Genomic DNA, 23,835 nt, shown 5'->3' on the forward strand with positions numbered 1-23,835 from the left:
CCACATCACCGTCATTGCGGCGGGCCCCGCCGAACGCACCCGGGGCCCGCGCATGACGCGAGAGACGACAGATCGGAACCGAACCCGTGTCCCAGCACCCCACGACCCGCCCGCCCCTGCTCCGGGCGCCCGACGGCACCTCGAGATCATGCCGTACTACGCGATGCCCATCGGCACCGAATACGAGGAGATCGGCTTCGGTTTCAACAAGGGCGCCGAACACCTGGGCCGGCTGACCCGCGTCGAACGCATCCTCGACGCCGGTGCCGACCAACTCGGCGGTGAGGCCTGCCCGGAGCTGGTCGTCGAACTCGTACGGAGCGGCAGGGTCGGCGAGCAGCGCATCGATGTCTCGGTGAGCCGCCTGCTGCGGGAGAAGTTCGTCCTGGGCCTGTTCGACGGCCCGTACGGGGACCCCGACGCCGCCGCCCGGATCTGCGGCAGCGGGGAATTCTGCGACGCGGGCACCACGGCGCAGAGCCCGCTCGATCACCGTCCTCACCGACCGCCCGGACCCGTCCGCCTCCGCCCTGCTGCCCCTCACCACCGGGCTGGTCCGGCGGTGCCGAGTCAGCCGGTGTGCAGATCGTCGGTCGTAGCGCGGGGTCTTCGTTGGCTTGGAAGGTCGCGTGACCGGAGCGGAGCGTGCCCGGACTCCCGGTAACAGCCACCACGCCCGGCCGTCACCCGACGGTGGCAGCCGTCCTCTTGACGCCGGCGGCCTCGCAAACGGCCTGGACGAAGGCGCGGACGCGGCTGGTCTCCGCGGAGGTCGGCCAGAGCAGGCCGTATTCGATGGGCGGTGCGTCCCGGAAGGGGATGAAGGCGACGCCGGGGCGGGCGTGGTAGTCGGCGGCGCGGGCGGAGACGGGGGAGACGCCTTTGCCGGCCGCGACGAATGCGAGGACTTCGGGCCAATAGGTGGCGGCCGGGCCTTGGGGGATGGGGCGCCCCGCAGGGGTGGAGGTCGGGAGGTGAAAGTCCAGCCAGTTCTGCGGGATGTCTCCGGCGATGGTCACGAGCGGGGTGCGAGCGAGGTCCTCGACCGACACGGTCTCCTGCCGGGCGAAGGGGTGCTGGCCGGGCACGAGGAGGGCGCGGGGTTCGGAGAAGATGACGGGGCCGGCGGTGATGTCGGGCTCGTCGATGGGGAACTCGGATATCTGGAGGTCGAGTTCACCGGACCGCAAGGGGCCGAGGGGGTTGCTGAGCTGGACTTCCTGGAAGTGGACGTCACAGTCGGGGTGGCGGGCATGGAACATGTCGCCGGCTTTGAGGGCGAGATCGCCGACCCATGGGGTGGAGTAGCCGACGCGAAGCGTGCCCGTGATGCCTCTCCCGGTGGCGATCGCCCGCGCGATCGCCTGCTGGATCTGCTCATGGGCGGGGAGCAGGTCGTCGCGGAGCTGCCGTCCGGTCGGGGTCAGCGCTACGCGGCGGCTGGTGCGTTCGAACAGCGGAACGCCGATGCGGCGCTCCAGCTTCTTGATCGTCTGACTGACCCGGCCCTGAGCCACTCCCAGCCGCGCAGAGGTGCGCCTGAAGTGCAGCTCCTCGGCCAATGTCAGGAACGTCTCGATCTCGTGCCGCTCCACCGCCCACCTCCACCGGTGAGTTTGAGTCACCGACCCTTTCACACTCCACTCTTGATCCGAATATACGAAACATCGAGGGTGGTCATGATCGGAAGTGTGCGGAGAAGGGGAGGGCCAAGCCCGCCGTTGCCGTTCAGTAGGGGCCCCGTGGTCGAGTTCGAGCGGGATCCGTCAAGAAGATCACCTGAGCACGGAGCCGGACCCCTGCGCCGCACCGACGACCCGGTGCATGGCCAGGTCCTGGCACACCATGGCCCGCCGGCCACTTGTGGGGGACGGGCGGCCTTGGCGATTTCGTCGTCACGTCAGTCCTCACGTCAGTCCTCACGTCAGTCCTCACGTTGGTCCTCGCGTTCGTCCTCACACGGCTGGTCCACGACGGACGGCCCACCAGAGCAAGGGAGTACGACCATGCGTGCCATCGGCCAGGACTCGTTCGGCGGACCTGACGTACTGAAGGTCGTCGAGGTGGCACGCCCGGAGCCGGGACCGGCCGAGGTACTCGTCCGGGTGCACGCGGCAGGGGTCAACCCGACCGACTGGTGGCACCGGGCCACCGGCGGGCTGGCGGGCGACGTCCCGGTCCGGCTGGGCTGGGACGTGTCCGGCGTGATCGAGGCCGTCGGACCGGGCGTGACCCTGTTCGGTCCCGGCGACGAGGTGTTCGGCATGCCGCGCCAGCCGCTTCCGGCGGGGACCTACGCCGAATACGTGGTGTCTCCGGCGCGGCACCTGGTCGCCAAGCCGGTCGGGCTCTCCCACGTGGACGCCGCCGCGCTGCCGCTGGCCGCGCTCACCGCGTGGCAGGCTCTGGTCGACACCGCCGACGTCCGTCCCGGCCGGCGCGTGCTGATCCACGCCGCGACGGGCGGCGTCGGGCACCTCGCCGTCCAGATCGCCAAGGCGCGCGGCGCGCACGTCATCGGCACCGCCCGTACGGCCAAGCTCAAAAAGCCCATAGGCCCGGAAAGACGGACCCATGCGACTTTTCCTCTCCTCCTGGAAACTCGGGGACGACCCCGGGCAGCTGGACGACCTCTCGGGCGACACAAGGACGGTGGCCGTCATCGGCAATGCGCTGGACGCCGCACCCGGCCCCGTGAGACAGCAGGGGCCACCGAGCGGGAAGTGGCGGCGCTGCGGGAGCGTGGCTATGGCGTGACCGAGGTGGACCTGCGCGACTACTTCGACGACCCGGACGGTCTTGCGCAGCGCCTGTCCGGCTTCGGCGTGGCATCGGTGCACAGGGGCAACCCGTTCGTCCTGCGCCCGGCCATGGCCCGCAGCGGCGCCGACACGATCCTGACCGGCCTGCTGCGGCGCGACGCCATCGTCTACGCCGGCTGGAGCGCCGGCGCCTGCATCCTGTCGCCCAGCCTGCACGGGCTCGAACTCGTCGACGATCCGAAGGACACCGAAGCCGCCTACGGAGAAGCCGCCCCCTGGGCAGAAGACGGCGCGGCCTGACGATTCGTCATGGTCGGCGGTCTCGCGGACAAGGCCGTAACCGATCCCTGGAAAGAGAGCATGGGAATGCGAAAGTCGTACTACGCGGCGCACGTCTACATGATCGTTGGAGTGGTCTCCGGACTGTACTACCGGGAGTTCACCAAGGCCAAGGACTTCGAAGGCGACACTCAACTGGCACTCATGCACACCCACTTGCTCGCGCTGGGCATGCTGGGATTCCTCATAGTCCTCGCACTCGACAAGCAGTTCCAGCTGTCCGGTACGAGGTTGTTCACGTGGTTCTACTGGTTCTACAACGCAGGAATCGCCGTCTCCGTCGGCATGATGTTCGTCCATGGTACGGAGACCGTTCTCGGCAGCCATGTGCCTACGGCCGTTCCGATGATCGCCGGCCTCGGCCACATCCTCCTCACGGTCGGGCTCATCCTGCTGTTCGTCCTCCTCGGCAAACGCCTCAAGGAAGTCATGGAACCTTCGACCTGATCCCCACCTGATTCGCTCGCAGCTCATCGCCTTCCAGCAAGGAGTCATTCAGATGTCACTGATCGTCCCGAACTTCGATGAGTCCGTGATCGTGCGATCCGCGGAGGCCGAAGTGATCGGCCGGGCCCCGACGACCATCCGGCTGCTGGCCGACAGCAGCTCGACCGGCGGCGCGCTGTCCACCCAGCGGGTCACCCTGACCGACGGCGCGGACGGCGCCAAGCCGCACCATCACTCCAACTCGGCCGAGCTCTTCTACGTGCTGGACGGAACCGCCCAGCTGCTCTCCGGCGAGCAGGTCGTCACCGCCGAGCGCGGCGACCTGGTCATCGTCCCGCCCGGCCTCGCCCACGCCTTCGCCGCCGCACCCGGCGAGGACGCCGACATCCTCATCGTCATCACCCCGGGCGTGGAACGGTTCGAGTACTTCCGCCACCTGGAACGCATCGCCTACGGCAAGGTGCCGCCCGAGAGCCTCCTGGACGTCCAGGAGCTCTACGACACCTACTTCCTCAACAGCAAGACCTGGAACGACGCCAGAGCCTGAAACCCGCGAACTGCGCAGAACCGATCACGTTCGAGGCGCTGTCCGACGCCGGCGGAGGGACGGCGCGCTCAGCGAAGTCCGGCGCGGCCTGCGCCCTCGATGCCGGCTGAGCGGCGGGATTCAATCGCTCGCGGCGGCTACGCTTTGGGCGCCTGTGAGATCCGCACCATGTTGCCCGAGGGGTCCCGGAACGCGCAGTCGCGAGGGCCCCAGGGCTGGTCGATGGGCTCCTGAAGCACCTCGGCGCCGGATGCCCGCACCTTCTCGAAGGTCGCGTTGAGATCGTCGGTGCGGAAGACGATTTGCGTCAGGACGCCCTTGGTGAGCAGTTCCTGCAGGGCGTCGCCGTCGGCCTGGGAGCGGCCGGCGTGCGGTTCCGAGAGCACGATCTCAAGGTCGGGCTGGGCCGCGCTGCCGAGGGTGACCCAGCGGAATCCGCCCGAGGCGACGTCGTTGCGCACCTCAAGGCCGAGCGCGTCGCGGTAGAAGGCGAGCGACTCATCCGGGTCGTTGACGGTGATGTGGCAGTACTGGAGTGTGATGGTCATGCGGCCAACGCTAGGCGGCGGCTTCGCGGTCCGCTTCTCGAATCCTGCTCGGTGCGTCTCGGGTCGGCCGGGTGCGCACCTTCGCCACACACGCGGGCATCGCCGTGACGGCGCCGTGCTCCCGGATGCGGTACGCGCTCGGCGTCTCCCCCAGAAGTTCGGTGAATCTCGAGCTGAACGAGCCGGGCGAGGTACAGCCGACCTCCATGCACGCGTCGGTCACACTCGTACCCGCTCGGAGCAGAGCCATGGCCCGCTCAATGCGGCGGGTCATGAGGTAGCTGTACGGCGTCTCACCGTAGGCGGCCCGGAACTGCCGCGAGAAGTGCGCCGGCGACATGAGCGCGTGGCGAGCCATCGTCGGCACGTCGAGCGGACGTGCGTACTCCCGATCGATCAGATCCCGCGCCCGGCGCAGGTGCGCGAGGTTGGCAAGATCATTCGAGTTCATGGGACGAGGCTACCATCCGTTCCGTGAAGAACGCTGTTGACCTGCAAGGATGGGACCTGTCGACCGCGGGCCGCGAGTTCGAGGAGGGCCTGCCAGCGATCGACAATCTTGCCCGCCGGCACTGTGCGGGAACACCGCAAGTGTCGCAGAGCCAGCGAATCAATACCCGCGGGTTACGTCGCTGCCGCGCCGCGTACCTCCAGGTCGGCGAGGAGGTGCCGGGTGGCTTCGGCCACCGCGTCCACCGCCTGGTCGAAGGCCTGGCGGTTGTGGGCGGCCGGGGCACGGAATCCGGAGACCTTGCGGACGTACTGCAAGGCTGCCGCCCTGATGTCGTCGTCATCGACGTGGGGCGTCATGGGGGGTCGGAGGGTCTTGATGCTGCGGCACATGCCTCCAGTGTGCGCCGGCCCTCGGACAGTCCGTGGGTAGTGTCGTCACCGACCAGGATGGGGGTGGATGTGAGCAAGCAGCCGACCGTGGCCCAGCGCCGGCTGATCGTCGGCGCCGACGCGAATACCGGCCTGCTCCGCGGCCCGCAGGCGATGCTGGACGCGCTCTGCGGTCTGGGGCTGGCTGTGGAGCACCCGCGCTCGCCTCATCGCTGTTATCTGACCCCGGCCGGGCTGGCGCTGCGTATCGAGCTCCTCGCGCCCCCGCCGGAACGTCCTGCCGGCCCTCCGCCCGTGGTCGAGACCTTCGCCGCGCGTACCGGCGAGGTGACGGCGGGGGCCGACGACCCGCGCCGGGCCCGGGAGGTTCGCGTCGCCTGGGAGGGTCTCCTGGAGCTGCGCCGCGTCACCAACGGCGTCACGGACCGGCCGTGCGCGTGGGAACGCGCCCATCTCGTCTCGGGCGCCGCGCTGGCGCTGGAGGCCGCAGGGTGCCGGCCGGCGGTGGCCGACGGGAGGGGCGGGTATGTCGCGAGCGGATACCGGGTCGGTCCGGCGCATCAGCCCGAGGCCGTGCGCGTGGACTGGCCCGGTATCCGCCCTCCCGAAGGTCCCGAAGGTCCTGAAGAAGCCGCCGAAGCCGTCGAGGCGGCAGCCTCGGCCGCCCTCGAGAGCGCCGGCTGGCAGGTCACCGAGCATCCCGACGGGGCGGGCGGCCGCTTTCTGCTGGCCTCGCCGCGTCGCGCGTGACCCCGGGGCTCGCCGCGTACAGCGGACTCGCTGTACGCTAGGTGAATGTCGAAGCATGTGACGATCCGCCTTGATGAGGAATTCCTCGAACGTCTCAAGGTCCGCGCCGCTGAACAGGGCACTACGGTCACCGCTCTGATCACCGAAGCCGCCAAGCGCGAGCTGGACGAGAACCGTGACCGGTTCCTGGCCGCGGCGGCGGACTTCAATACCGAGGAGAACTGGGCGTACGTCCAGGAGAGGTTCGGCCCCAAGTCGTGAAGATCGACCTGACCTGGGCCTGGAACGTCCTCGCCCATCACCTGCCCTCGGACCCCACGGTCTGGGACCCCTCGGGTATCGAAGCCGCCATCGCCCGGCACGCTTCCGATCTCGTCATGGCACCCGACAGCTCCGGTCATGACACGGCCTGGCGGGCCGCCGCGCTGCTGCACACCCTGACCGTGTGCCCGCCGCTGGAGTCGCCGATGAACGAGTTCTACGCCATGGCCATGACCCGTTCGTACTGCTCGGCGGCGGGCTGGAAGACGCTGCCGGACACCGTCGCCCTCGGTGACCTCGTGGAGCGGGTCAAGACCGGCAGGACCGGCATCCAGCAGATCGCCGAGGTGCTGCGCCCGCTCAACTGAGGTTCGGCACGGGTACCTGCGACCGCGCCGGCACCGGCAGCGGGTCGGCCGCGCAGTTGGTGTCGTGCGCCGGAGCGGCCCCCGTGAGGAGGTACGTGTTGACGATGCCGTCCACGCACGCGTTCTTGTTCCGGTACTGGCCGTGGTCGCCGCCGCCGGTGACCGTGACCAGCCGTGAGCCGCGCAGCGCCCGGTGTGCCGCCAGCGCCCCCTCGTAGTACGTCGCCGGGTCGTGCACGGAGTTGAGCATCAGGACGGTCGGCAATCCGGCGCCGGTGACCTTCACCCGGGGCGCGGGGGATGCCGGCCAGGCCGCACAGGTGGCGGCGAACGCGAGCTCCCGGGCTCCGGCGAGCGGGTAGGCCGCCGCGTCCTTGCCGCTGCGCCGCACCCAGTCGCCGATGTCGCGGGACCACGGGGTGTCGTTGCAGGTCACCGAGAAGAACTCCGCGAGGAATCCGGCGCTGAGGTAGGAACCGAAGAGTTTCGCGACGAGTTTCCGCTCCGCCGGGGTCGCGCTGTCCCAGTGGTCCAGGGCGGTGAGCGCGGTGGCCAGCGCGGGGAAGCCGCCGGCGGCGTTGTACAGGGCCTGGATCGTGCCGTTGTCGAGCTGGTTGGGTCCCAGGACCAGTGACCCGACGGTCAGCGGGTGGTCGTGGAGGGCGCTGCGCCGCGCTTCCCAGTGGGCCTTCACCTCGGCGGCGGTGGCGCCGTAGTGGTAGACGGAGTCGTACGTCGCGAGCCAGGGCAGGAAATCCTGCTCGAACCGGCGCTGGAAACTCATCGGCTGCCCTGACATGGCCGCCTCCCCGGTGCCGTTGAACGCGATGTTGCTGTCCAGGACGACACGTTCGACCCGGCGGGGGAACTCCGTCGCGTAGTAGGCGCCGATCGTCGTTGCGTAGGAGGGTCCGTAGTACGAGATCTGCTCAACGCCGAGCAGCGACCGGTACAGGTCCATGTCGCGGACGGTCTGGTCGGTCGTGATGTAGTGCAGCAGGTCACCGCTGCGGCGCAGGCAGCTGTCGGCCAACTGGCGTGAGCGGGCGAGGACCTGGCCGATGGCCGCGGGGGAGCGGTCGCGGAAGTCGCCGGCGAAGAACGACTGGAACTCCTCTTCCGTCTGGCACCGCACCGGGGTACTGCGACCGAGCCCGCGCTGGTCGAAGCTCACGATGTCGTAGACCGCGGCCACCGCGGGCATGTCCTCCGCGAACGAGGCGGGCCGTCCCAGTCCCGATGCTCCCGGGCCTCCCGCGGCCATCATCAGCACCCCGCGCCGCCGCGCCGGGTCGTCCGCCCGGTGCCGGGACACCTCCACGGTGAGGTCGGCGCCGGTGCCGGGATGGTGCCAGTCGCGGGGGACGGTCATGGCCGCGCACTCCAGCGCCGAGCCGGGATCGCAGCGTCCCCAGTCGAGCCGCTGGTCCGCGTAGCGGGCGGGCACCGGCGGCTTCCGCTCCGCGGGCTGCACCGCCGCCGTAGGCACCGCCGCCGTAGGCACCGCCGCCGCGGGCAGCGCCGCGCCCGCCATCGCCGCCACTATTGCGCCGGATACGGCGGACACCTTCCACCGTGACATGCCGAACCTCAACATCGTTCCTCCTGGGGTGCGTTGGTATCGCACTCCTGATGATCCGGTCCGCGAGGCGCGTGATCGATCCCGCTGGTACCCCTTCGCCGGTGGCACCAGTACCACCCCGCCGTCCCCGGTCCGACTCATGTCCGCCCGCGCACCAGCGACCGGACCGGGGTCACCGCCGGTCGCGGTGATCACCCGCCTCGGTATCCTGCACCCCGACGCCGGCGAAGCACGCTCCGCGCCGCGCGCCCTGAAGGCCGCAGGAAAGGACCGGTGACTCCCGTGCCGAGCGCACAGAACAACCGTGACGTCTACATCGTCGACGCCGTCCGCACCCCCGTCGGAAAGTACGGCGGCGCGCTGTCCGGCGTCCGCCCCGACGACCTGGCCGCGCATGTCGTCAGGTCTCTGGTGGACCGTACGCCGGAGCTGGACCCGGCCCGGATCGACGATGTCTTCTTCGGCAACGCCAACGGCGCGGGCGAGGAGAATCGCGATGTCGCGCGGATGGCCGTGCTGCTCGCGGGCCTGCCGGTCACTGTGCCGGGTGTGACGGTCAACCGGCTGTGCGCGTCCGGTCTCGAAGCGGTGGTCCAGGCCTACCGGGCGGTCGCCCTCGGCGATGCCTCGATCGCCGTCGCGGGCGGCGTCGAATCGATGAGCCGCGCTCCCTGGGTACTGCCCAAGCCCGAGCGCGCCTTCCCGGCCGGCCATCAGGAGATGTACTCCACCACCATCGGCTGGCGGATGGTCAACCGGCGCCATGAACCCGCGTGGACCGTGCCGCTGGGCGAGGGCGCGGAACTGATCGCCGACAAGCACGGCATCACCCGCGAGCAGCAGGACGCGTTCGCCGTCGCGAGCCATGAGAAGGCGGCGCGGGCCTGGCAGGACGGCCTGTACGACGCCGAGGTCGTCCCCGTGGACGGCACCACACTCGTGCGGGACGAGACGATCCGCGACAACACCTCGCTGGAATCGCTGGCCAAGCTCAAGACGGTCTTCCGCGAGGGCGGTACCGTCACCGCGGGCAACGCCTCGCCGCTCAACGACGGCGCCGCCGCCCTCCTGATCACCGACGCGGCGGGGCTGGCGGCCACCGGCCGCGAACCGCTGGCGCGCATCCGGGCCGGCGCCGTCTCCGGCATCGCGCCGCAGTACTTCGGTCTCGGCCCGGTGGAGGCCGTCAACCGGGCACTGGCGCGGGGCGGACGGGGCTTCGGCGATCTGCGCACCTTCGAACTCAACGAAGCGTTCGCCGCCCAGGCCCTGGGCTGCTTCGCCGAGTGGCCCGGCCTCGATCCGTCGATCGTCAATCCGCGCGGCGGCGCCATCGCCATCGGCCACCCGCTCGGGGCGTCCGGTGCCCGGATCGCCGGCGCCGTCGCCCATCAGCTCAAGGCCGCAGGCGCCGGTACCGGCCTCGCCGCACTGTGCATCGGGGTGGGCCAGGGCCTCGCCCTGGTACTGGAGCGCTGAGATGTCCGGCGCATCGCGGATGTCCGGCGCGTCCTGCGAAGCCGGCACGCGCGTCCGGGGCCCGCTCCCCCCGTGGGAGCGGAAACCGGCGCACGCGTGCGCCAGCCGATGGGCAGGCCGGCAATCGGTCAGGCCGTCGCGGGGATCACCGGGGTGAGCAGGGCGAACTGGGCGCCCGCCGGGTCCAGCAGCATGGCCAGCCGGCCGACCTCGGGTGCGTCGTCCGGCGGCATGATGACGGTGGCGCCGCGCCCGACGGCCGTGGCGAAGGCCGCGTCACAGTCCGGCGTCGCGAAGACCGGGTGCCAGTTCGGTGTGCCCGCGGGCCCGCTGCTCCCCGGGAACAGCTCCATGAGGCCGCCGTGCTGCGCTTCGACGCCGCCGCAGGACGGAGTGATGAGGGTGTACGTCATGCCCGGCATCGTTGCGTCCTCGTAGTCCCAGGCGAAGACCTGCTGGTAGAAGCTCTTCGCCCCGGCCGTGTCGGTGGTGTGCAGCTCGACCCAGTACAGGGTGTTGTCGACGCCCGCCAGCTCGAAGCCCTGCATCTCGCCGGGCTGCCAGACGGCGAACTGGGCGCCGGACGGGTCGGAGAAGTGGGCCATCCGGCCCGCGGGGAAGACGTCGGACGGTTCGGACCGGACGGTGCCACCGGCCTGTTCGACCGCCTTGGCGGTGGCGTCCGCGTCAGGGGTGTGGAAGTACGCCGTCCAGGACGGGTTCGCGCCCTCATCGAGCCCGCCGATGGCGCCGACGTTCTTGCCGTCGAGCTGGAGCATTCCGTAGCCGCCCGCGTCCGGTCCCATGGACTCGAACTGCCATCCGAACACGGCGTTGTAGAAGGCGGCGGACGCCGGGATGTCGCGGCTGCCGAGGTCGATCCAGGTCGGTGCACCCGGGACGAAGTTGGTGGTGAGCATGGGGTGATCCTCCAACGTGCGCTGTGAGCGATGGGGCTTGCGAAGAGGTAGACCGGGCGGGGCCGCAGAACTCATCGGTCTCCCGCGGTGCAATCGGCGAGACGTCCATTCCCATCCTGCGGGACGGGCGACCACCCCGCACGCCGCGTATCTGGCGACTTGGGTTCTTGGTGATACATCCGATATCTGATGTCTGGCATGTCCGAATCATCGACGGCGCGCAGTGGTGGCTCAAGGGCTGAGATCCAGCAAGTACTAGATTCATCGATAATTGTTAGGCTTCTTGACAGATGAAACACCGCTGCTACATTCCGCTCAAAGGTCCAACCTTTATGGCCTGACCGACCCCGCTGCAGGGGACCCAGGGTGAGGGGATCATGAACGGAAAACGCGCTCTGACGGTCTTAGTCATGGCCTGCGCCGCACTCGCGCTCGACGTGCCGGCATCTTCGACCGCTTCCGGACCGGCGTCCGGACCCGCTTCCGCACCGGCCTCCACGCCGGCTTTCGCACCGGCCTCCACGCCGGCTTTCGCACCGGCCTCCACGCCGGCTTTCGCACCGGCCTCCTCGGCCGCCGGCGGCCCCAACCTCGATTCGCTCACCGTCGGCACGGGCACGTCCACCACCGACTGGTCGGTGGCCATGACCGACTCGACGATGGCGCGCTACACCCCGAGCACGATCGGCGGCTGGTCGTATCAGGTCGGGCTCTACCTCTACGGCCAGTACTTGGTCTACCAGCGCACCCACAACCCGGCGGACCTGGCGTACATCAAGAGCTGGGTGGACCGGTTCGTCGACAGCAACGGGAACATCGGCCAGAGCTTCAACAACCTCGACAGCATGCTCGCCGGCCGACTGCTGGTGATCATGCACCACGAGACCGGACTGGCGCGCTACAAGACCGCTGCGACCAAGATCCGCAACCGCCTCAACAGCTACTCCCGCACCTCCGACGGCGGGTTCTGGCATGCCGACTCCGCCAGCCGGGCCCACCAGTTGTGGGGCGACGGCACGTTCATGGTCAACCCGTTCCTCGTCGAATACGGGCAGGAGTTCAACGACGCCACCTACGCCAACGACGAGACCACCAAACAGCTGGTGGTCTACGGCTCCCATCTCCAGCAGACGAGCGGCCTGCTCCGGCACGCCTACGACGAGTCCAAGTCCGCGAGTTGGGCGGACCCGGCCAGGGGTCTGGCGCCGGAGGTCTGGTGCCGCGCGGTCGGCTGGTACGGCATGGCGTCCATCGACGTACTGGACACCGTCCCGGCGAACCAGCCGCGGCGGGCACAGCTCCTGACGATCCTGCGCAACCTCGCGGCCGGGATCGAGCGCTACCAGGACCCGGCCACCGGGCGTTGGTTCCAGGTGGTCGACAAGGGCTCCCGCCCCGACGACTGGACCGAGACCTCCTGCTCGAGCATGTTCACCTTCACCCTGTCGCGGGCGGTGGAGAAGGGCTACATCGACCCGCACTACGCGACGGTGGCCCAGCGCGGCTACCAGGGCGTTCTCGCCAAGGTCTCCCTGGGAAGCGATGGGCGCACCAATCTCGCCGACATCTCGATCGGCACCAACGTCGGGAACTACGCCTACTACACCGGACGCGCCCGGGCCACGAACGACTTCCACGGACTCGGCGCCTTCCTGATCATGAACGAGCAGCTCCGGAAGACCGCGAACAGCGGATCACCAGCAGCTGATGGGGTGATGTGATGAGGAGAATCGCCGTCCTCCTCCGCAATGCCGTGGGCGCCTATGCGGAGTGGACGGTGAACGCCGGGGCGAACACGATCCGCGCCGCGGCGACCACCGCGGACGGCTGCCCCAACCTCGACTACCTGGACGGTCCGGCATGAACAGGAGACTGACCGCACGAATGCTGGCGGTGGTCGCGCTGATCCTCAGCGCGCTGCTGCTGCCCGGCACGGCGCGCGCCGACCTGCAGCACCCGCGGCAGGACTTCCTGCGCGGCTCGACCGCCGGGCTGTTCCTGCACTGGGGCGAGCGCACGGCCCCGGCGCACACCAGTTGCAGCCAGTGGGAGTCCGACGTCACCAACGGCGGATGGACCCCGGACTACTGGATCAACGAGGCGCAGAAGCTGCACGTCCAGTACCTCGTCCTCGCCTCCTTCCACAGCAGGCTCGGCTACGCCCGGCCGTGGCCGTCGGCGATCCCGGGCAGCTGCAGCACCAAGCGCGACTTCCTCGGCGAGCTGATCACCGCCGCGAGCGCGAAGGGGCTCAAGGTCATCCTCTATATGACCGACGATCCCCAGTGGCATGCCGAGGGCGGCCACGAGTGGCTCGATTCGGGCGCGTACTCCTCGTACAAGGGGAAGACCGTCGACCTCAGCACGCGCGACGGCTTCGGACAGTTCAGTTACGACAACTTCTTCGAGGTGATGAACCGATATCCGACGCTGGGCGGTTTCTGGATCGACAACGACAACCAGTACTGGCTCGACCACAACCTCTACGAGCAGATCTACCAGCAGCGCCCGAGCTACACGATCAGCAACAACAACGAAGACACGCCGATCATGGACATGATCAGCAATGAGCAGAAGACCGGCATGACCCCGTCGTACGACTACCCGCAGGCGGTCTACACCGCGCAGCCGCGGCTGACGGAGGCGGACTTCAAACTCCCCTCCACCGGCGCCTGGTGGTACGACGGCAGCAACCCGTCCGTCGACAAGATGCTCACCCTCGGCCGGCTGATCACCAACGCCGGATCCTCGGTCAAGGCACTGATGGCCGAGACCGCTCAGGTCAACGGCAAATTCCCCTCGAATCAGGAGGCGTTCAACACCTTCGCCAACACCTACCTCGCCCCGATCTGGGAATCCCTCCACGGCGACGAGGGCGGCGGCTACATGTACGGCGGCCTGCAGCCGGGCTTCTGGAACGACGGCGCGCACGGCGTCACCACCATCAGCAAGGCCAACCCCGACCTGCACTACATCCATGTCCTCACCCCGCCGACCACCGGCACCCTGAAGATCCGCGACAACGGCTACCGGATCTCCCAGGTCACCAACCTCCGCACCGGCGCGTCCATCCCGTTCGCCCAGGGCGGCGGCACGCTGACGCTGACCGGACTGGGCGGCTGGGACCCCTACGACACCGTTTTCAAGGTCACCAGTGACGGCCGGACGGGCATGTACCCACCGTCCTCGTACACGGTGAGTGCCAGCGCCTCGGCGAGCGGCCACAGCGCCGCCGCGGCGGCCGACGGCAGCTATCTGACGTACTGGGACAACAACAAGACGCTGCCGGTCAACGTCACCTACGACCTCGGCTCGGCGAAGACCGTGAAGTATCTGGGCCTCAACCAGCGGGAGGACTCGGTGAGTTACAACCGGTCCGCCACCGAGACCTCGGCCCGGATCCATGCCTACAAGGTCCTGGAGAGCGCCGACGGCTCCACCTGGACCACAGTGAAGACCGGCAACCTGCCCAACCACCGCGGTGTCGCCTTCATCGACGTCCCCTCCGCCGCCACCCGCTATGTCCGCCTGGAGGTGGACTCCACCTACGCCGCCTCCACCGACACCGCACGCTACAAACTGCTGCGGCTCGACGAGACCTGGCTCGGCTCGGCCTACGCCACCGCGAGCGGGGGCGGCACCGGCACGACGACCCGCTACGAGGCGGAGAGCGGGACGATCTCGGCCGGCGGCACGGTCGACACCAACCACCTCAACTACTCGGGCACCGGCTTCGTGAACACCGCCAACGCGGCGGGCGCCTACGCGGAGCTGACGGTGAACGCCCCGGCCGCCGGGAACGCGTCGCTGACGCTGCGCTACGCCAACGGGACCACCGCCGACCGCCCCGCGGACGTCGCCGTCAACGGCGTCACCGTCTCCGCCGCCCGGTCCTTCCCCGCCACCGGCAACTGGGACACCTGGGCGGATTCGACGCTGAACGTGCCGCTCACGGCGGGCGCCAACACGGTGCGGGTGACGGCCACCACGGCGGACGGTGCGGCGAATCTGGACTATCTGGACGTGAGTTAGTCCTCGCGTCACAGGAGGCTCCCGGGGCCCTTGACAACAGGGCCCCGGACGGATCCGGCGCCCGGCCGGCTACGGGGTGGCACGCCCGTAGAGCACCAGAGCCCAGACCAGGCAGCCGAGCGCTCCCGTGCTGACCACCGCGCGGACGATGTTCCAGCGGACCCACTGTTCCTCGAAGCGCTCGCGGACGTCGGCCAGGGCGGAGGCGGAGGCGGCGCCGGGGTCACCGGCGGCGTCGAGCGCGTCGTTCAGCGGAATGCTGACGCCGAAGGTGATGACCAGCGCCAGCACGTACAGGGCGGCCGCGCCGGCGATCCAGGGGAGCGGGGCGTCCGGGGCGTCCCCGACGAGGTGGAGCGCTCCGGCCAGGACGGTGAGGAGCAGCGACCCGGCGAAGCCGAGCGCGAACCAGCCATTGAGGATCCGCACATTGATCCACTGCATGGCGCCGACGAAGGTCCGGTCGTCCGTCCTGCGCAGACCGGGCATGACAGCGCAGGAGAAGGCGTAGAACAGGCCCGCGATCAGCCCCGTGGTGATCGTGGCGCCGATCAGTGCGACGCCCCGGAATGCCTCCATCGTCGAGTCCTCCTTCGCTGGACCGCCATGCGGCCATGCGGCCATGAACTCAGTGAATCCCGGACCGCACGGCCGGGCCATGTGCGACACCCTCAACTCCATACGCGGGCGTCTACGCTGTGACATATGGACGCACTCGCCGGTCTTCTGGACGGGCCACGGGCCCGTGGCGCATTCCTGCTGCGGTCGATACTCGATCCGCCCTGGTCCCTGCGGATCGAGGACCGGGCGCCGCTCACGCTGGTGTCCATGGTGCGCGGCGAGGCGTGGGTGCTGCCCGAGCGCGGTGACGCGGTCTGCCTGCGCCCCGGCGATGTCGCCGTCGTACGCGGCCCGGATCCCTACATCGTCTCCGATACCCCGGACACGCCGCCGCAGATCGTGATCCACCCGGGAATGCGTTCCACCACCCCGGACGGCGAAGAGCTGTGCGAGGCCATGGACTTGGGGGTGCGCACCTGGGGCAACAGCCCGGACGGCGCGACGATGATGTTCAACGGCACCTATCAGATGGACGGCGAGATCAGCCGACGGCTGCTGGAGGCGCTGCCCACGCTTCTGGTGCTGCGCGCCGACGACTGGGACTGCCCGCTCGTCGCGCTGCTCAACGAGGAGATCGTCAGGGATGAGCCGGGCCAGGAGGTCTTCCTCGACCGGCTCCTCGACCTGCTGGTGATCGCCATCGTGCGGACCTGGTTCTCCCGCCCGGAGGCCGAAGCGCCCACCTGGTACCTGGCGTTGGCCGACCCGGTGGTGGGCCAGGCGCTGCGCATGCTCCACGACGACCCGGCGCACCCGTGGTCGGTGGCCACACTGGCGGCGAAGACCGGCGTCTCGCGTGCCGCGCTGGCCCGGCGCTTCAGCGAACTGGTCGGTGAGCCGCCCATGGCCTACCTCACCGGATGGCGACTGGCCCTCGCCGCCGACCTGCTGCGCGAGCCCGGCGCCACGGTCGGCTCGGTGGCCAGAAAGGTAGGCTACGGCAGTGCGTTCGCACTGAGCACCGCCTTCAAGCGGGTCCGGGGGATCCGGCCGCAGGAGCACCGGGCAGGTGTGTGACCGGCCAGGGAGAGGAATCGGCGGGATGTCGGAACGGCGTGACACGGCACAGGTTCTGATCGAGCCGTGGGCGGACAAGGATCTTGCCCTGCTCCGGCTGGCGAACGCCCCGGAGATGATGGAGCACCTGGGGGGTCCGGAGCCCGAGGACAAGGTCCTCGCGCGGCACCGGCGCTACCTGGACATCGAAGGTGCGGGGACCGGCCGGATGTTCAGCGTCGTGCTGCTCCCGGAGGGCGAATCGGTCGGCACCATCGGGTACTGGGACCGGGTCTGGCAGGGCGAGACCGTGTACGAGACCGGCTGGGGCGTGCTGCCGCAGTTCCAGGGCCGGGGCATCGCGGTGGCGGCCGCCACCGCGGCCGTCGCCGACGCGGCCGCCCGCCAGACTCACACCTCTGTGCACGCGTTCCCGTCCGTCGACCACCCCGCGTCGAACGCGATCTGCCGCACGGCGGGTTTCTCCCTCGTCTCCGAGTGCGACTTCGAGTACCCGGCCGGGACCCACCTGCGGTGCAACGACTGGCGGCTGGATCTGACCGCCCTGGGCTGACAGGCGCCCAGCAGGCGCCTGGGCGATGTCCGGGGGGTGGCCGGCGGGCGGCCAAGCCGCAGCCGCTCCGCCGGACCCTGATCGAGTGGTGAAATATCAGCATTTGGCACTATGGCCGCCGGGCTCATGGTCGGACGTACACTGAAGTGGTGTCGGGCAGGCCCCTGCTCCGCCCGACCACCTGTAAGCACCACCTGCTATCCAACCGTCTGCGGCCAGACCAGACAGTGCTGCCGCCCGGATCTCGGTCGACCCAGGAAACGGGTCCTGAGCCGGTCCGGACGCAAGCCGCAGTCGTTGCGCAGTGACAGGTAGCGGTCCTCGGCCGATCCGGCCCTTCGGTCCGCACGCAGATCTCCCCCTGTGGGGACCGCTCGCCTTCACGCGTACTACCGCCGGTGCCCCGGCTTTCGCGTCGCATGCGCATCGCGCTGCGCCGAAGCGGGACCGCACCCGGCCGACAGCACGATCCCCGGCAGCCGGGTACCGGACGACCGGTGCCGGAACGCCGGGTCCTGGTCATCATCGCGGTTTCCGGTTTGCCCTCACCCCTGCCGTCAGGCCGGGCCACCCGCAGTGCACCACCGGCCGCTTCCGAGGGGATAGTTGTGAAACTCAGCGCACTGCTCGATGGGCACGACCACCACGTACTCCAGGGCGACCTGGCCACGCCGATCACCGCGGGCATGAGCTTCGACGCCCACCGGGTGACGCCCGGCTCGCTGTACATCGCGGTACCAGGCCACGAGGAAGGCGGCCCCGAGATGATCGGGCAGGCGCTGGAGCTGGGAGCGGTGGCGGTCCTGGCCGAGGGCGACGCCCCGCACCTGGCGGGCCTGCCCGAGTCGGTGTGCGTGGTGCGGGTGACGGACATCCGGGCGGTGGCCGCGGTCGTCGCCTCCCGTTACTACGGCGAGCCGGGCCGCACGATGGACGTCGTGGCGATCACCGGCACCAACGGCAAGACCTCGGTCTCGTACATGCTCGAGTCGGTCCTGCGGATCGCCGAAGGCGTGAAGGTCGGGGTCATCGGCACCTCGGGCAGCCGGATCGGGGGCGAGCTGATCCCGATGCCGCGGTCGGTGCTGACCACCCCGGAAGCGCCTGACCTGCAGTATCTGTTGGGCCACATGCGCGACCGCGAGACCGCGAGCGTGGTGCTGGAAGCCACCTCCATGGGGCTGTTGCAGCGCCGGGTGGAGGGCGTGTTCATCGACGTGGGCGTTTTCACCAACCTGACCCAGGACCACCTGGACGACCACGGCACGATGGAGCACTACAAGAACGCCAAACTGCGCCTGTTCCAGGGGCTGTGCCGCCGCGCGGTGGTCAACGCCGACGATCCGGTCAGCGCCGAGATCATCGCGCTGATGCCGGACACGGTGACCACGTACGCCCTGGACGCACCGGCGGACTACCGGGCGACCGACCTGGTCGTGGACGCCGCGGGCAGCCGCTTCACCCTCCACCACGCCGGCCGCAAGTACCCGGCGGCGATCCCCGTGCCCGGCCGCTTCTCGGTGGCGAACGCGCTGGCCACCCTGGCGGCGTGCCACCTGCTCGGCCACGACCTGCAGGGCCTCGTGAGCGCTCTGGACCGGATGCCGCCCACCCCCGGCCGCTTCGAGCGCTACAGCATTCCGCAGGGCGCCTGCGTGATCGTGGACTACGCACACTCCCCGGATTCGCTTGAGAAGGTCCTCACCACCATCCGCAGCTTTGCGACCGGCCGGGTCATCACCGTCTTCGGCTGCGGCGGCGACCGCGACATCACCAAGCGCGTCGCCATGGGCACCATCGCCGGGGAGCACTCCGACCTGTGCGTCCTCACCTCGGACAACCCGCGTTTCGAGGACCCGGAAGGGATCCTGGACCAGATCGCTCCCGGCCTGGTGCACACGGGAATCCCGTTCCAGCGGATCACCGACCGCCGGGCGGCGATCCGGTACGCGCTGTCCGTCGCAGGCCCGGACGACGTGGTGCTCGTCGCGGGCAAGGGCAGCGAGCCGTTCCAGATCATCGGCGGGGAACTGCTTCCCTTCAGCGACATGGCCGTGGTCCGCGAGCTCGCCACCGAGGCGGCCGCCGCACCGTAGGCCGTGGTGCGAACTGGCCGTCCGCGGGTTTCAGGCCAGTCGCATCGTGAAGGTCACGACGGCGCCGGGCGAAGCCGTGGTGATCACCAGCCGGTCGGCGAGGAGACGGGTGAGCCACAGTCCGCGCCCGGGCGGGCCGCCGTTGATCCCGGGCGCCAGCTCGGGAATGACGTCCTCGGAGAAACCGGGGCCCGAATCGCTGACGCGGCACTCCAGTTCGTCGCCGACCCTGGTCAGCGCCAGGGATCCGTCTCCGCCGGCATGCTCGACCACGTTGGAGGCCAGCGCGTCCATGGCGAGGACGAACTCGCCGCGGCGCGGTTCCGTCAGTCCCGCCCAGGACACCCGCTGCTCGATGAGGACCCGCAGCCGCGGCAGGTCCTCGCCGGTGAACGCGACCTTCAGCAGGCATTCCGCCGGTTCGCCGGGGCGGCTGCCGGCCGGGCCCGTCAGCATCCGCCACCCGCCTCGGTCAGTACCAGGCGGGCGCTGCGGCCCTCGCCGAGTGCGCGCAGGGTGCGGATCTGGGTGGCCTCGCAGCGGACCTCGACGCGGTCGTGGCCGCCGGCGTCGCAGACGAGGCCGACGAGGTCGTCGGCGCATCTGACGCTGAGAAAGTTCAGCTGCGTCAGATCCACGATCAGCTGCCGGGAGTCCGCGGTGCGCGCCAGCGCCTGGCTCACGGCGCCGGTGAACTGCTCGCCGGTGGCGAGATCCGCCTCGCCGATCAGCCGGACGGAGCCGTCGGCGGACTCCGCCCGCAGCTCGCCGAGCCGGGTGAGGAGGTTGCGGGGATGCGCCCGGCACATCGCCGCCAGTACGTCCTCGCTGAACCACCGCCGGTCGTACGCGCAGACCTCGCTGTAGGAGCCGTCGGTGAACAGGTGCTCGGAGTGGGATTCCCGGTGCATCATCACGTCCCTGTCGGCGTCGCGGTCCGGAACCCAGTGCATGTCGATGAAGGCGCGCAGCCCGGTGTAGCCCTGCTCGGCGGCCAGGGCGGTCTCCTCGCGGATCCGTTGCCATTGCCGCTCGGGAGTGAAGCGGCGGTCGGGACCGATGAGCGCACGCATGCTGGTGAGCACCAGCCGGCCGCGCTCGCGCACCAGGGTCATCGAGGGGTTGTCGGCCTCCAGCCGGGAGCGCAGTTCCTCGTCGCCGATCCGGGGAGCCGCGAAGACCATCACCTTCTCGCCGCGGGACAGACCCGTCCAGGCGAAGGTGGTCAGCACATCCCAGTTCTCCTCGTCGTCCCCGTAGCCGACGAAGCAGTGATCGCCCGCTCGCATGCGTTGCACGGAGATCGTGGCGGGATGGACCTCATCCCAGACAGGCATCGCCCCTCGCTCTCTGCGACCTCTGCCGCGTTCCCGCGGGCAAGGATCGTGGTCAAGGTAACGAGTCTGCCTCCGGCACGTGAGGTGCCGACAGAAATGAACGATGACGTAAGGAAGTTGGCAATTCAGCAGCGGGAAGGCGCGTTCCCGGTCACGTCGTGATCAGGTGTGACCGTTCGCCGGGATCCTGGCCAGTGCGGCGTGCCACGTTCTACCACTTCGAGAGCTGCATGAAGCGGCGGTGCGCGCACTGCGCGGAGTCGGAGCGCTGGACGGGCTCGGGCGAGGGCTGGGGCTTGGAGCTGTCGGCGGACTGGCTCCGTCCGCTGGTGGTGCTCGACATGATCTTCGTCCTCCCGGTCGGCGTAGGTGGCGCGGTACAGCGGAAAGTCGCCACGCTAGCTGCCCTGTGTGCGGTGCGTGCGTCTCTTCGAGGCGCTTGCCCCCGTTCGAGGGATGCATCCGCCTTCCATCCGGACCTATGAGCCGGCCTGCGGATCGGATCCGCGGGACCCGTCGGTGGCATCGGCCGGCGGAATGACCGTCGTCCGCATGGTTGACGGGACACGGTCATAGTCCTACCGTCCGATGACGGTGGACTGAGTCGTCTTCTGTTCGCTTTTCGCAACCCTTCTCCACAAACCCCAACGGTCGGGCGTGTCCGGCCGCGAAGAAGGAGCCCGCGTATGCGAAGCCAGCACGCCTTACAGCCCCTGCGAGCGCCCTTGGCCGCACTGCTCGTGCTCGTCATGGCCGCGTTCGCCGTCCTGCAGGCCCCGCCCGCCCACGCGGCGGTGAACACCACGATCACGCTCGACGGGAACTCCCCGGGCAGGATCTTCGACGGAGTCGGAGCGATCAGCGGCGGAGGGGGCAACTCGCGGCTGCTGGCGGACTATCCGGAGCCACAGCGCGGCCAGATCCTGGACTACCTCTTCAAGCCCGGATACGGCGCGGCGCTCCAGATCTTCAAGGTCGAGATCGGCGGCGACACCAACTCCACCGACGGCGCCGAGTCCAGCCATGAGCACACCCGCGGCAGGGTCGACTGCGGTACGGGCTACGAGTGGTGGCTGATGGAGCAGGCCAAGGCCCGCAACCCCGCGGTGCAACTGTACGGACTGGCCTGGGGAGCGCCCGGCTGGATCGGCAACGGCACCTTCTGGTCGCAGGACATGATCGATTACCTGATCGCCTGGATGGGCTGCGCCACCCAGCACGGACTGGCGATCGACTATCTGGGCGGCTGGAACGAGCGCGGCTACAACAAGGCCTGGTACGAGAACCTGCACACCACCCTCGCCGCGAAGGGCTACGGATCGACGAAGGTGGTCGGCGCGGACTCCGACTGGTCGGTCGCCGGGGACGTGCGCGGTGACGCGGCCTTCGCCGCCTCCGTGGACGTCATCGGCGCGCACTATCCGTGCGGCTACATGTCCGCGATGACGTCCTGCTCCACCACCTCCGACGCCCTGGCGACGGGCAAGCAGCTGTGGGCGAGCGAGAACGGCTCGGAGGACTACAACACCGGCGGCGCCCCCATCGCGCGGGCCATCAACCGGGGTTATCTGGACGCGAAGTTCTCCGCGTTCATCAACTGGCCGCTGGCCGCCGCGCTCTACCAGAACCTGCCGTACAACACCGACGGCATGCTGACGGCCACCCAGCCCTGGTCGGGCGCGTACAGCGTCGGAAAGAGTACCTGGGCCACCGCGCACACCACCCAGTTCACCCAGCCGGGCTGGCAGTACCTGGACTCCGGCAGCGGCTACCTGGGCGGCGACCGCGCCAACGGCAGTTACGTCAGCTACAAGGCGCCGGGCAAAGCCGCGTGGAGCACCGTGCTGGAAACCCTCGACGCCACGGCCGCGCAGACCGTAAGCCTCACAGCGGCCGGAGGGCTGCCCGGCGGCACGGTGCACGTCTGGTCCAGCGACTTCGCCTCCGGCCGGCAGAGCGACTACCTCGTGCACAGCGCCGACCTCACGCCCGTCAACGGCGCCTACCAGCTCACGCTCCAGCCGGGCCGGGTGTACTCGGTGACCACCACCACCGGCCAGGGCGCCGGAACGGCCTCCTCACCCGCCCGCGGCCTGCTCGCACTGCCCTACGCGGACGATTTCCAGTCCACCCGGCAGGGCGGTGAGGCCCGGTATCTGGCCGACATGAACGGCTCCTTCGAGGGCGCCGCGTGCGGCGGCGGCCGTTCCGGCACCTGCGTACGCCAGATGGCGACGACGACCCCCATCACCTGGGACGCCGGCAGCGACCCGTACGCGACCCTCGGCGACCTCAGCTGGTCCGACTACACGGTCTCGGCCGACGCGATGCTCGAACAGACGGGCGCGGTGGAACTGCTGGGCCGGGTCGGAACCCAGAAGGGCTTCACCCCCGGAAGCATCAACTCCTACTACCTCAAACTCGGCAATACCGGCGCCTGGTCCATCGTGCGCAACAGCGCCTCCGGCGCCGTCACCACCCTCGCCTCCGGCACCATCGCCGCGCCCGGCACCGGCAGTTGGCACCATCTCGCCCTTACCTTCGCCGGCCGCGCCATCACCGCGACGATCGACGGCACGAAGGCCGGCACCGTCAACGACGACACCTTCGCGGCGGGCCAGGCCGGCATCGGCACCGCCGGATACCTCGCCGCCCAGTTCGACAACCTCAGCGTCACCCCCGGCGCTCCGGCCGTGCTGTCGGGCACGTACACCCTGGTCAACCGCAACAGCGGCAAGGCGCTGGATGCGGCCAAGCAGGGCACGGCTGACGGCACGCCCATCATCCAGTGGACCCGCAACGGCGGCGCCAACCAGCAGTGGAGGATCACCTCGAGCGGGGGCGGCTACTACCTCGTCACCGGTGTGGGCAGCGGCAAGGCGCTCGACGTGCCCAACTCCGGCAAGGTCGCCGGGACACAACTCGACCTGTGGACTGCCAACGGGGGCGCCAACCAGCAGTGGCTGCTCGTTCCCAGCGAAGGCGGCTACTACACCCTGGAGGGCCGCGACAGCGGGCAGCTGGCCGACGTCAGCGGCGCGTCCACCAGTGACGAGGCACCGGTCATCCAATGGCCGGCCAACGGCGGCACCAACCAGCAGTGGCAGCTGACGCCCGTCTCCTGATCCTCTTCTGATCCTCCTCCCGATCCGCTGAAGCGCCCGGTTCCGGGTCGTCGAGGCCGATCCTGACCCCGCCAGTGGTAGGAACCGCGCTGGTACGCGCCGCGTGCGTACGCGGCACAGGGGCCTGGATCGGCCTCGTCACGCGGCGAAGTATTCCTCCCGAGAGCCCGCCGCGCAGTCAGTGCGGCGGGCGCACTACCGGAGCGGA

The 23,835-nt window shown here is 69.6% G+C and carries 24 protein-coding genes and 1 pseudogene; 15 read left to right on the forward strand and 10 right to left on the reverse strand.

Translation table 11 applies throughout. From position 1 onward, the window contains the following. Positions 1-664 (forward strand): annotated as a pseudogene (locus QMK24_RS33140) (hypothetical protein); the annotation flags it as partial. A gap of 19 nt (positions 665-683) precedes the next feature. Here the strand turns inward: QMK24_RS33140 and QMK24_RS33145 are convergent. Continuing rightward, a complete protein-coding gene (locus QMK24_RS33145; protein ID WP_283470570.1) occupies positions 684-1,595 on the reverse strand; it encodes a LysR family transcriptional regulator in 912 nt (303 codons plus the stop codon). A gap of 411 nt (positions 1,596-2,006) precedes the next feature. On the opposite strand from QMK24_RS33145, the gene QMK24_RS33150 reads away from it, so the two are divergent. From QMK24_RS33150 to QMK24_RS33160, 3 genes are read left to right on the forward strand one after another with little or no spacing between them, the layout of a single operon-like run. Next, positions 2,007-3,062: an alcohol dehydrogenase catalytic domain-containing protein gene (locus QMK24_RS33150; protein WP_283470571.1), complete on the forward strand. Its 1,056-nt coding sequence runs from the start codon at positions 2,007-2,009 to the stop codon at positions 3,060-3,062. Between the two features lie 60 nt (positions 3,063-3,122). Next, positions 3,123-3,548 (forward strand): DUF2871 domain-containing protein, encoded by a 426-nt coding sequence (locus tag QMK24_RS33155; RefSeq protein ID WP_283470572.1) that lies wholly within the window; start codon positions 3,123-3,125, stop codon positions 3,546-3,548. A gap of 52 nt (positions 3,549-3,600) precedes the next feature. After that, positions 3,601-4,095 (forward strand): cupin domain-containing protein, encoded by a 495-nt coding sequence (locus QMK24_RS33160; protein ID WP_283470573.1) that lies wholly within the window; start codon positions 3,601-3,603, stop codon positions 4,093-4,095. A 137-nt stretch (positions 4,096-4,232) separates the two neighbouring features. Here QMK24_RS33160 and QMK24_RS33165 read toward each other — a convergent pair whose 3' ends face one another. The 3 genes from QMK24_RS33165 to QMK24_RS33175 all read right to left on the reverse strand — a co-directional run bounded on the left by QMK24_RS33165 (position 4,233) and on the right by QMK24_RS33175 (position 5,486). Beyond that, complete coding sequence (locus QMK24_RS33165; protein ID WP_283470574.1) at positions 4,233-4,643, reverse strand: VOC family protein; 411 nt, start codon at positions 4,641-4,643, stop codon at positions 4,233-4,235. Between the two features lie 10 nt (positions 4,644-4,653). Beyond that, the gene (locus tag QMK24_RS33170) at positions 4,654-5,094 is read right to left on the reverse strand and encodes a helix-turn-helix transcriptional regulator (RefSeq protein ID WP_283470575.1); all 441 of its coding nucleotides are present in this window, start codon (positions 5,092-5,094) and stop codon (positions 4,654-4,656) included. A gap of 173 nt (positions 5,095-5,267) precedes the next feature. Then, the gene (locus tag QMK24_RS33175; RefSeq protein WP_283470576.1) at positions 5,268-5,486 is read right to left on the reverse strand and encodes a DUF2277 domain-containing protein; all 219 of its coding nucleotides are present in this window, start codon (positions 5,484-5,486) and stop codon (positions 5,268-5,270) included. A 69-nt stretch (positions 5,487-5,555) separates the two neighbouring features. Between QMK24_RS33175 and QMK24_RS33180 the strand changes: the two genes are divergently transcribed. The 3 genes from QMK24_RS33180 to QMK24_RS33190 are packed head-to-tail and all read left to right on the forward strand — an operon-like array spanning position 5,556 to position 6,865. Further along, the gene (locus QMK24_RS33180) at positions 5,556-6,236 is read left to right on the forward strand and encodes a hypothetical protein (RefSeq protein WP_283470577.1); all 681 of its coding nucleotides are present in this window, start codon (positions 5,556-5,558) and stop codon (positions 6,234-6,236) included. Positions 6,237-6,281: 45 nt separating this feature from the next. Beyond that, entirely contained in the window at positions 6,282-6,497 is a 216-nt protein-coding gene (locus QMK24_RS33185; RefSeq protein ID WP_283470578.1) for a ribbon-helix-helix protein, CopG family, read from the forward strand. Next, positions 6,494-6,865, forward strand: a complete 372-nt coding sequence (locus QMK24_RS33190) for a hypothetical protein (RefSeq protein WP_283470579.1) — start codon at positions 6,494-6,496, stop codon at positions 6,863-6,865. The genes QMK24_RS33185 and QMK24_RS33190 overlap by 4 nt, the downstream gene beginning before the upstream one ends. Here QMK24_RS33190 and QMK24_RS33195 read toward each other — a convergent pair. Next, positions 6,858-8,462 (reverse strand): alpha/beta hydrolase, encoded by a 1,605-nt coding sequence (locus tag QMK24_RS33195; protein ID WP_283470580.1) that lies wholly within the window; start codon positions 8,460-8,462, stop codon positions 6,858-6,860. The genes QMK24_RS33190 and QMK24_RS33195 overlap by 8 nt on opposite strands. A 267-nt stretch (positions 8,463-8,729) precedes the next feature. Between QMK24_RS33195 and QMK24_RS33200 the strand changes: the two genes are divergently transcribed. After that, positions 8,730-9,926: a thiolase family protein gene (locus QMK24_RS33200; protein ID WP_283470581.1), complete on the forward strand. Its 1,197-nt coding sequence runs from the start codon at positions 8,730-8,732 to the stop codon at positions 9,924-9,926. Positions 9,927-10,054: 128 nt separating this feature from the next. Here QMK24_RS33200 and QMK24_RS33205 read toward each other — a convergent pair whose 3' ends face one another. Then, the gene (locus tag QMK24_RS33205) at positions 10,055-10,846 is read right to left on the reverse strand and encodes a VOC family protein (protein WP_283470582.1); all 792 of its coding nucleotides are present in this window, start codon (positions 10,844-10,846) and stop codon (positions 10,055-10,057) included. 377 nt (positions 10,847-11,223) lie between these two features. On the opposite strand from QMK24_RS33205, the gene QMK24_RS33210 reads away from it, so the two are divergent. Genes QMK24_RS33210 through QMK24_RS33220 form a run of 3 tightly spaced genes read left to right on the forward strand, consistent with a single transcriptional unit; the run spans position 11,224 to position 14,878 of the window. Further along, positions 11,224-12,567: a glycoside hydrolase family 88/105 protein gene (locus QMK24_RS33210; RefSeq protein ID WP_283470583.1), complete on the forward strand. Its 1,344-nt coding sequence runs from the start codon at positions 11,224-11,226 to the stop codon at positions 12,565-12,567. Next, positions 12,567-12,710, forward strand: coding sequence for a carbohydrate-binding protein (locus tag QMK24_RS33215; RefSeq protein WP_283470584.1), 144 nt, complete (start codon positions 12,567-12,569; stop codon positions 12,708-12,710). Before QMK24_RS33210 ends, QMK24_RS33215 begins: the two co-directional genes overlap by 1 nt. Further along, entirely contained in the window at positions 12,707-14,878 is a 2,172-nt protein-coding gene (locus QMK24_RS33220) for a discoidin domain-containing protein (protein WP_283470585.1), read from the forward strand. Before QMK24_RS33215 ends, QMK24_RS33220 begins: the two co-directional genes overlap by 4 nt. Before the next feature lie 69 nt (positions 14,879-14,947). Here the strand turns inward: QMK24_RS33220 and QMK24_RS33225 are convergent, their stop codons facing one another. Then, positions 14,948-15,457 carry an anthrone oxygenase family protein gene (locus QMK24_RS33225; RefSeq protein ID WP_283470586.1) on the reverse strand — a complete coding sequence of 170 codons (510 nt, stop codon included), beginning with the start codon at positions 15,455-15,457 and terminating at the stop codon, positions 14,948-14,950. A gap of 126 nt (positions 15,458-15,583) precedes the next feature. Here QMK24_RS33225 and QMK24_RS33230 point away from each other — a divergent pair, with 126 nt between their 5' ends. The 3 genes from QMK24_RS33230 (at position 15,584) to QMK24_RS33240 (ending at position 19,165) form a co-directional block, all read left to right on the forward strand. Continuing rightward, the gene (locus QMK24_RS33230) at positions 15,584-16,516 is read left to right on the forward strand and encodes an AraC family transcriptional regulator (RefSeq protein ID WP_283470587.1); all 933 of its coding nucleotides are present in this window, start codon (positions 15,584-15,586) and stop codon (positions 16,514-16,516) included. A 25-nt stretch (positions 16,517-16,541) separates the two neighbouring features. Next, entirely contained in the window at positions 16,542-17,069 is a 528-nt protein-coding gene (locus QMK24_RS33235) for a GNAT family N-acetyltransferase (RefSeq protein WP_283470588.1), read from the forward strand. Between the two features lie 608 nt (positions 17,070-17,677). Continuing rightward, positions 17,678-19,165: a UDP-N-acetylmuramoyl-L-alanyl-D-glutamate--2,6-diaminopimelate ligase gene (locus QMK24_RS33240; protein WP_283470589.1), complete on the forward strand. Its 1,488-nt coding sequence runs from the start codon at positions 17,678-17,680 to the stop codon at positions 19,163-19,165. Positions 19,166-19,195: 30 nt separating this feature from the next. Here the strand turns inward: QMK24_RS33240 and QMK24_RS33245 are convergent, their stop codons facing one another. The 3 genes from QMK24_RS33245 to QMK24_RS33255 all read right to left on the reverse strand — a co-directional run bounded on the left by QMK24_RS33245 (position 19,196) and on the right by QMK24_RS33255 (position 20,845). Then, positions 19,196-19,621 (reverse strand): ATP-binding protein, encoded by a 426-nt coding sequence (locus QMK24_RS33245; protein WP_283470590.1) that lies wholly within the window; start codon positions 19,619-19,621, stop codon positions 19,196-19,198. Then, complete coding sequence (locus tag QMK24_RS33250) at positions 19,615-20,502, reverse strand: MEDS domain-containing protein (RefSeq protein ID WP_283470591.1); 888 nt, start codon at positions 20,500-20,502, stop codon at positions 19,615-19,617. The genes QMK24_RS33245 and QMK24_RS33250 overlap by 7 nt, the downstream gene beginning before the upstream one ends. A 211-nt stretch (positions 20,503-20,713) precedes the next feature. Further along, positions 20,714-20,845 (reverse strand): hypothetical protein, encoded by a 132-nt coding sequence (locus QMK24_RS33255; protein ID WP_283470592.1) that lies wholly within the window; start codon positions 20,843-20,845, stop codon positions 20,714-20,716. A 343-nt stretch (positions 20,846-21,188) separates the two neighbouring features. Here QMK24_RS33255 and QMK24_RS33260 point away from each other — a divergent pair, with 343 nt between their 5' ends. Then, positions 21,189-23,627 (forward strand): RICIN domain-containing protein, encoded by a 2,439-nt coding sequence (locus tag QMK24_RS33260; protein WP_283470593.1) that lies wholly within the window; start codon positions 21,189-21,191, stop codon positions 23,625-23,627. Positions 23,628-23,835 lie beyond the last annotated feature (208 nt).

Origin of the sequence: Streptomyces sp. PH10-H1 (genome assembly GCF_030063355.1) — a bacterium.
In the GTDB taxonomy this organism is placed as follows: domain Bacteria; phylum Actinomycetota; class Actinomycetes; order Streptomycetales; family Streptomycetaceae; genus Actinacidiphila.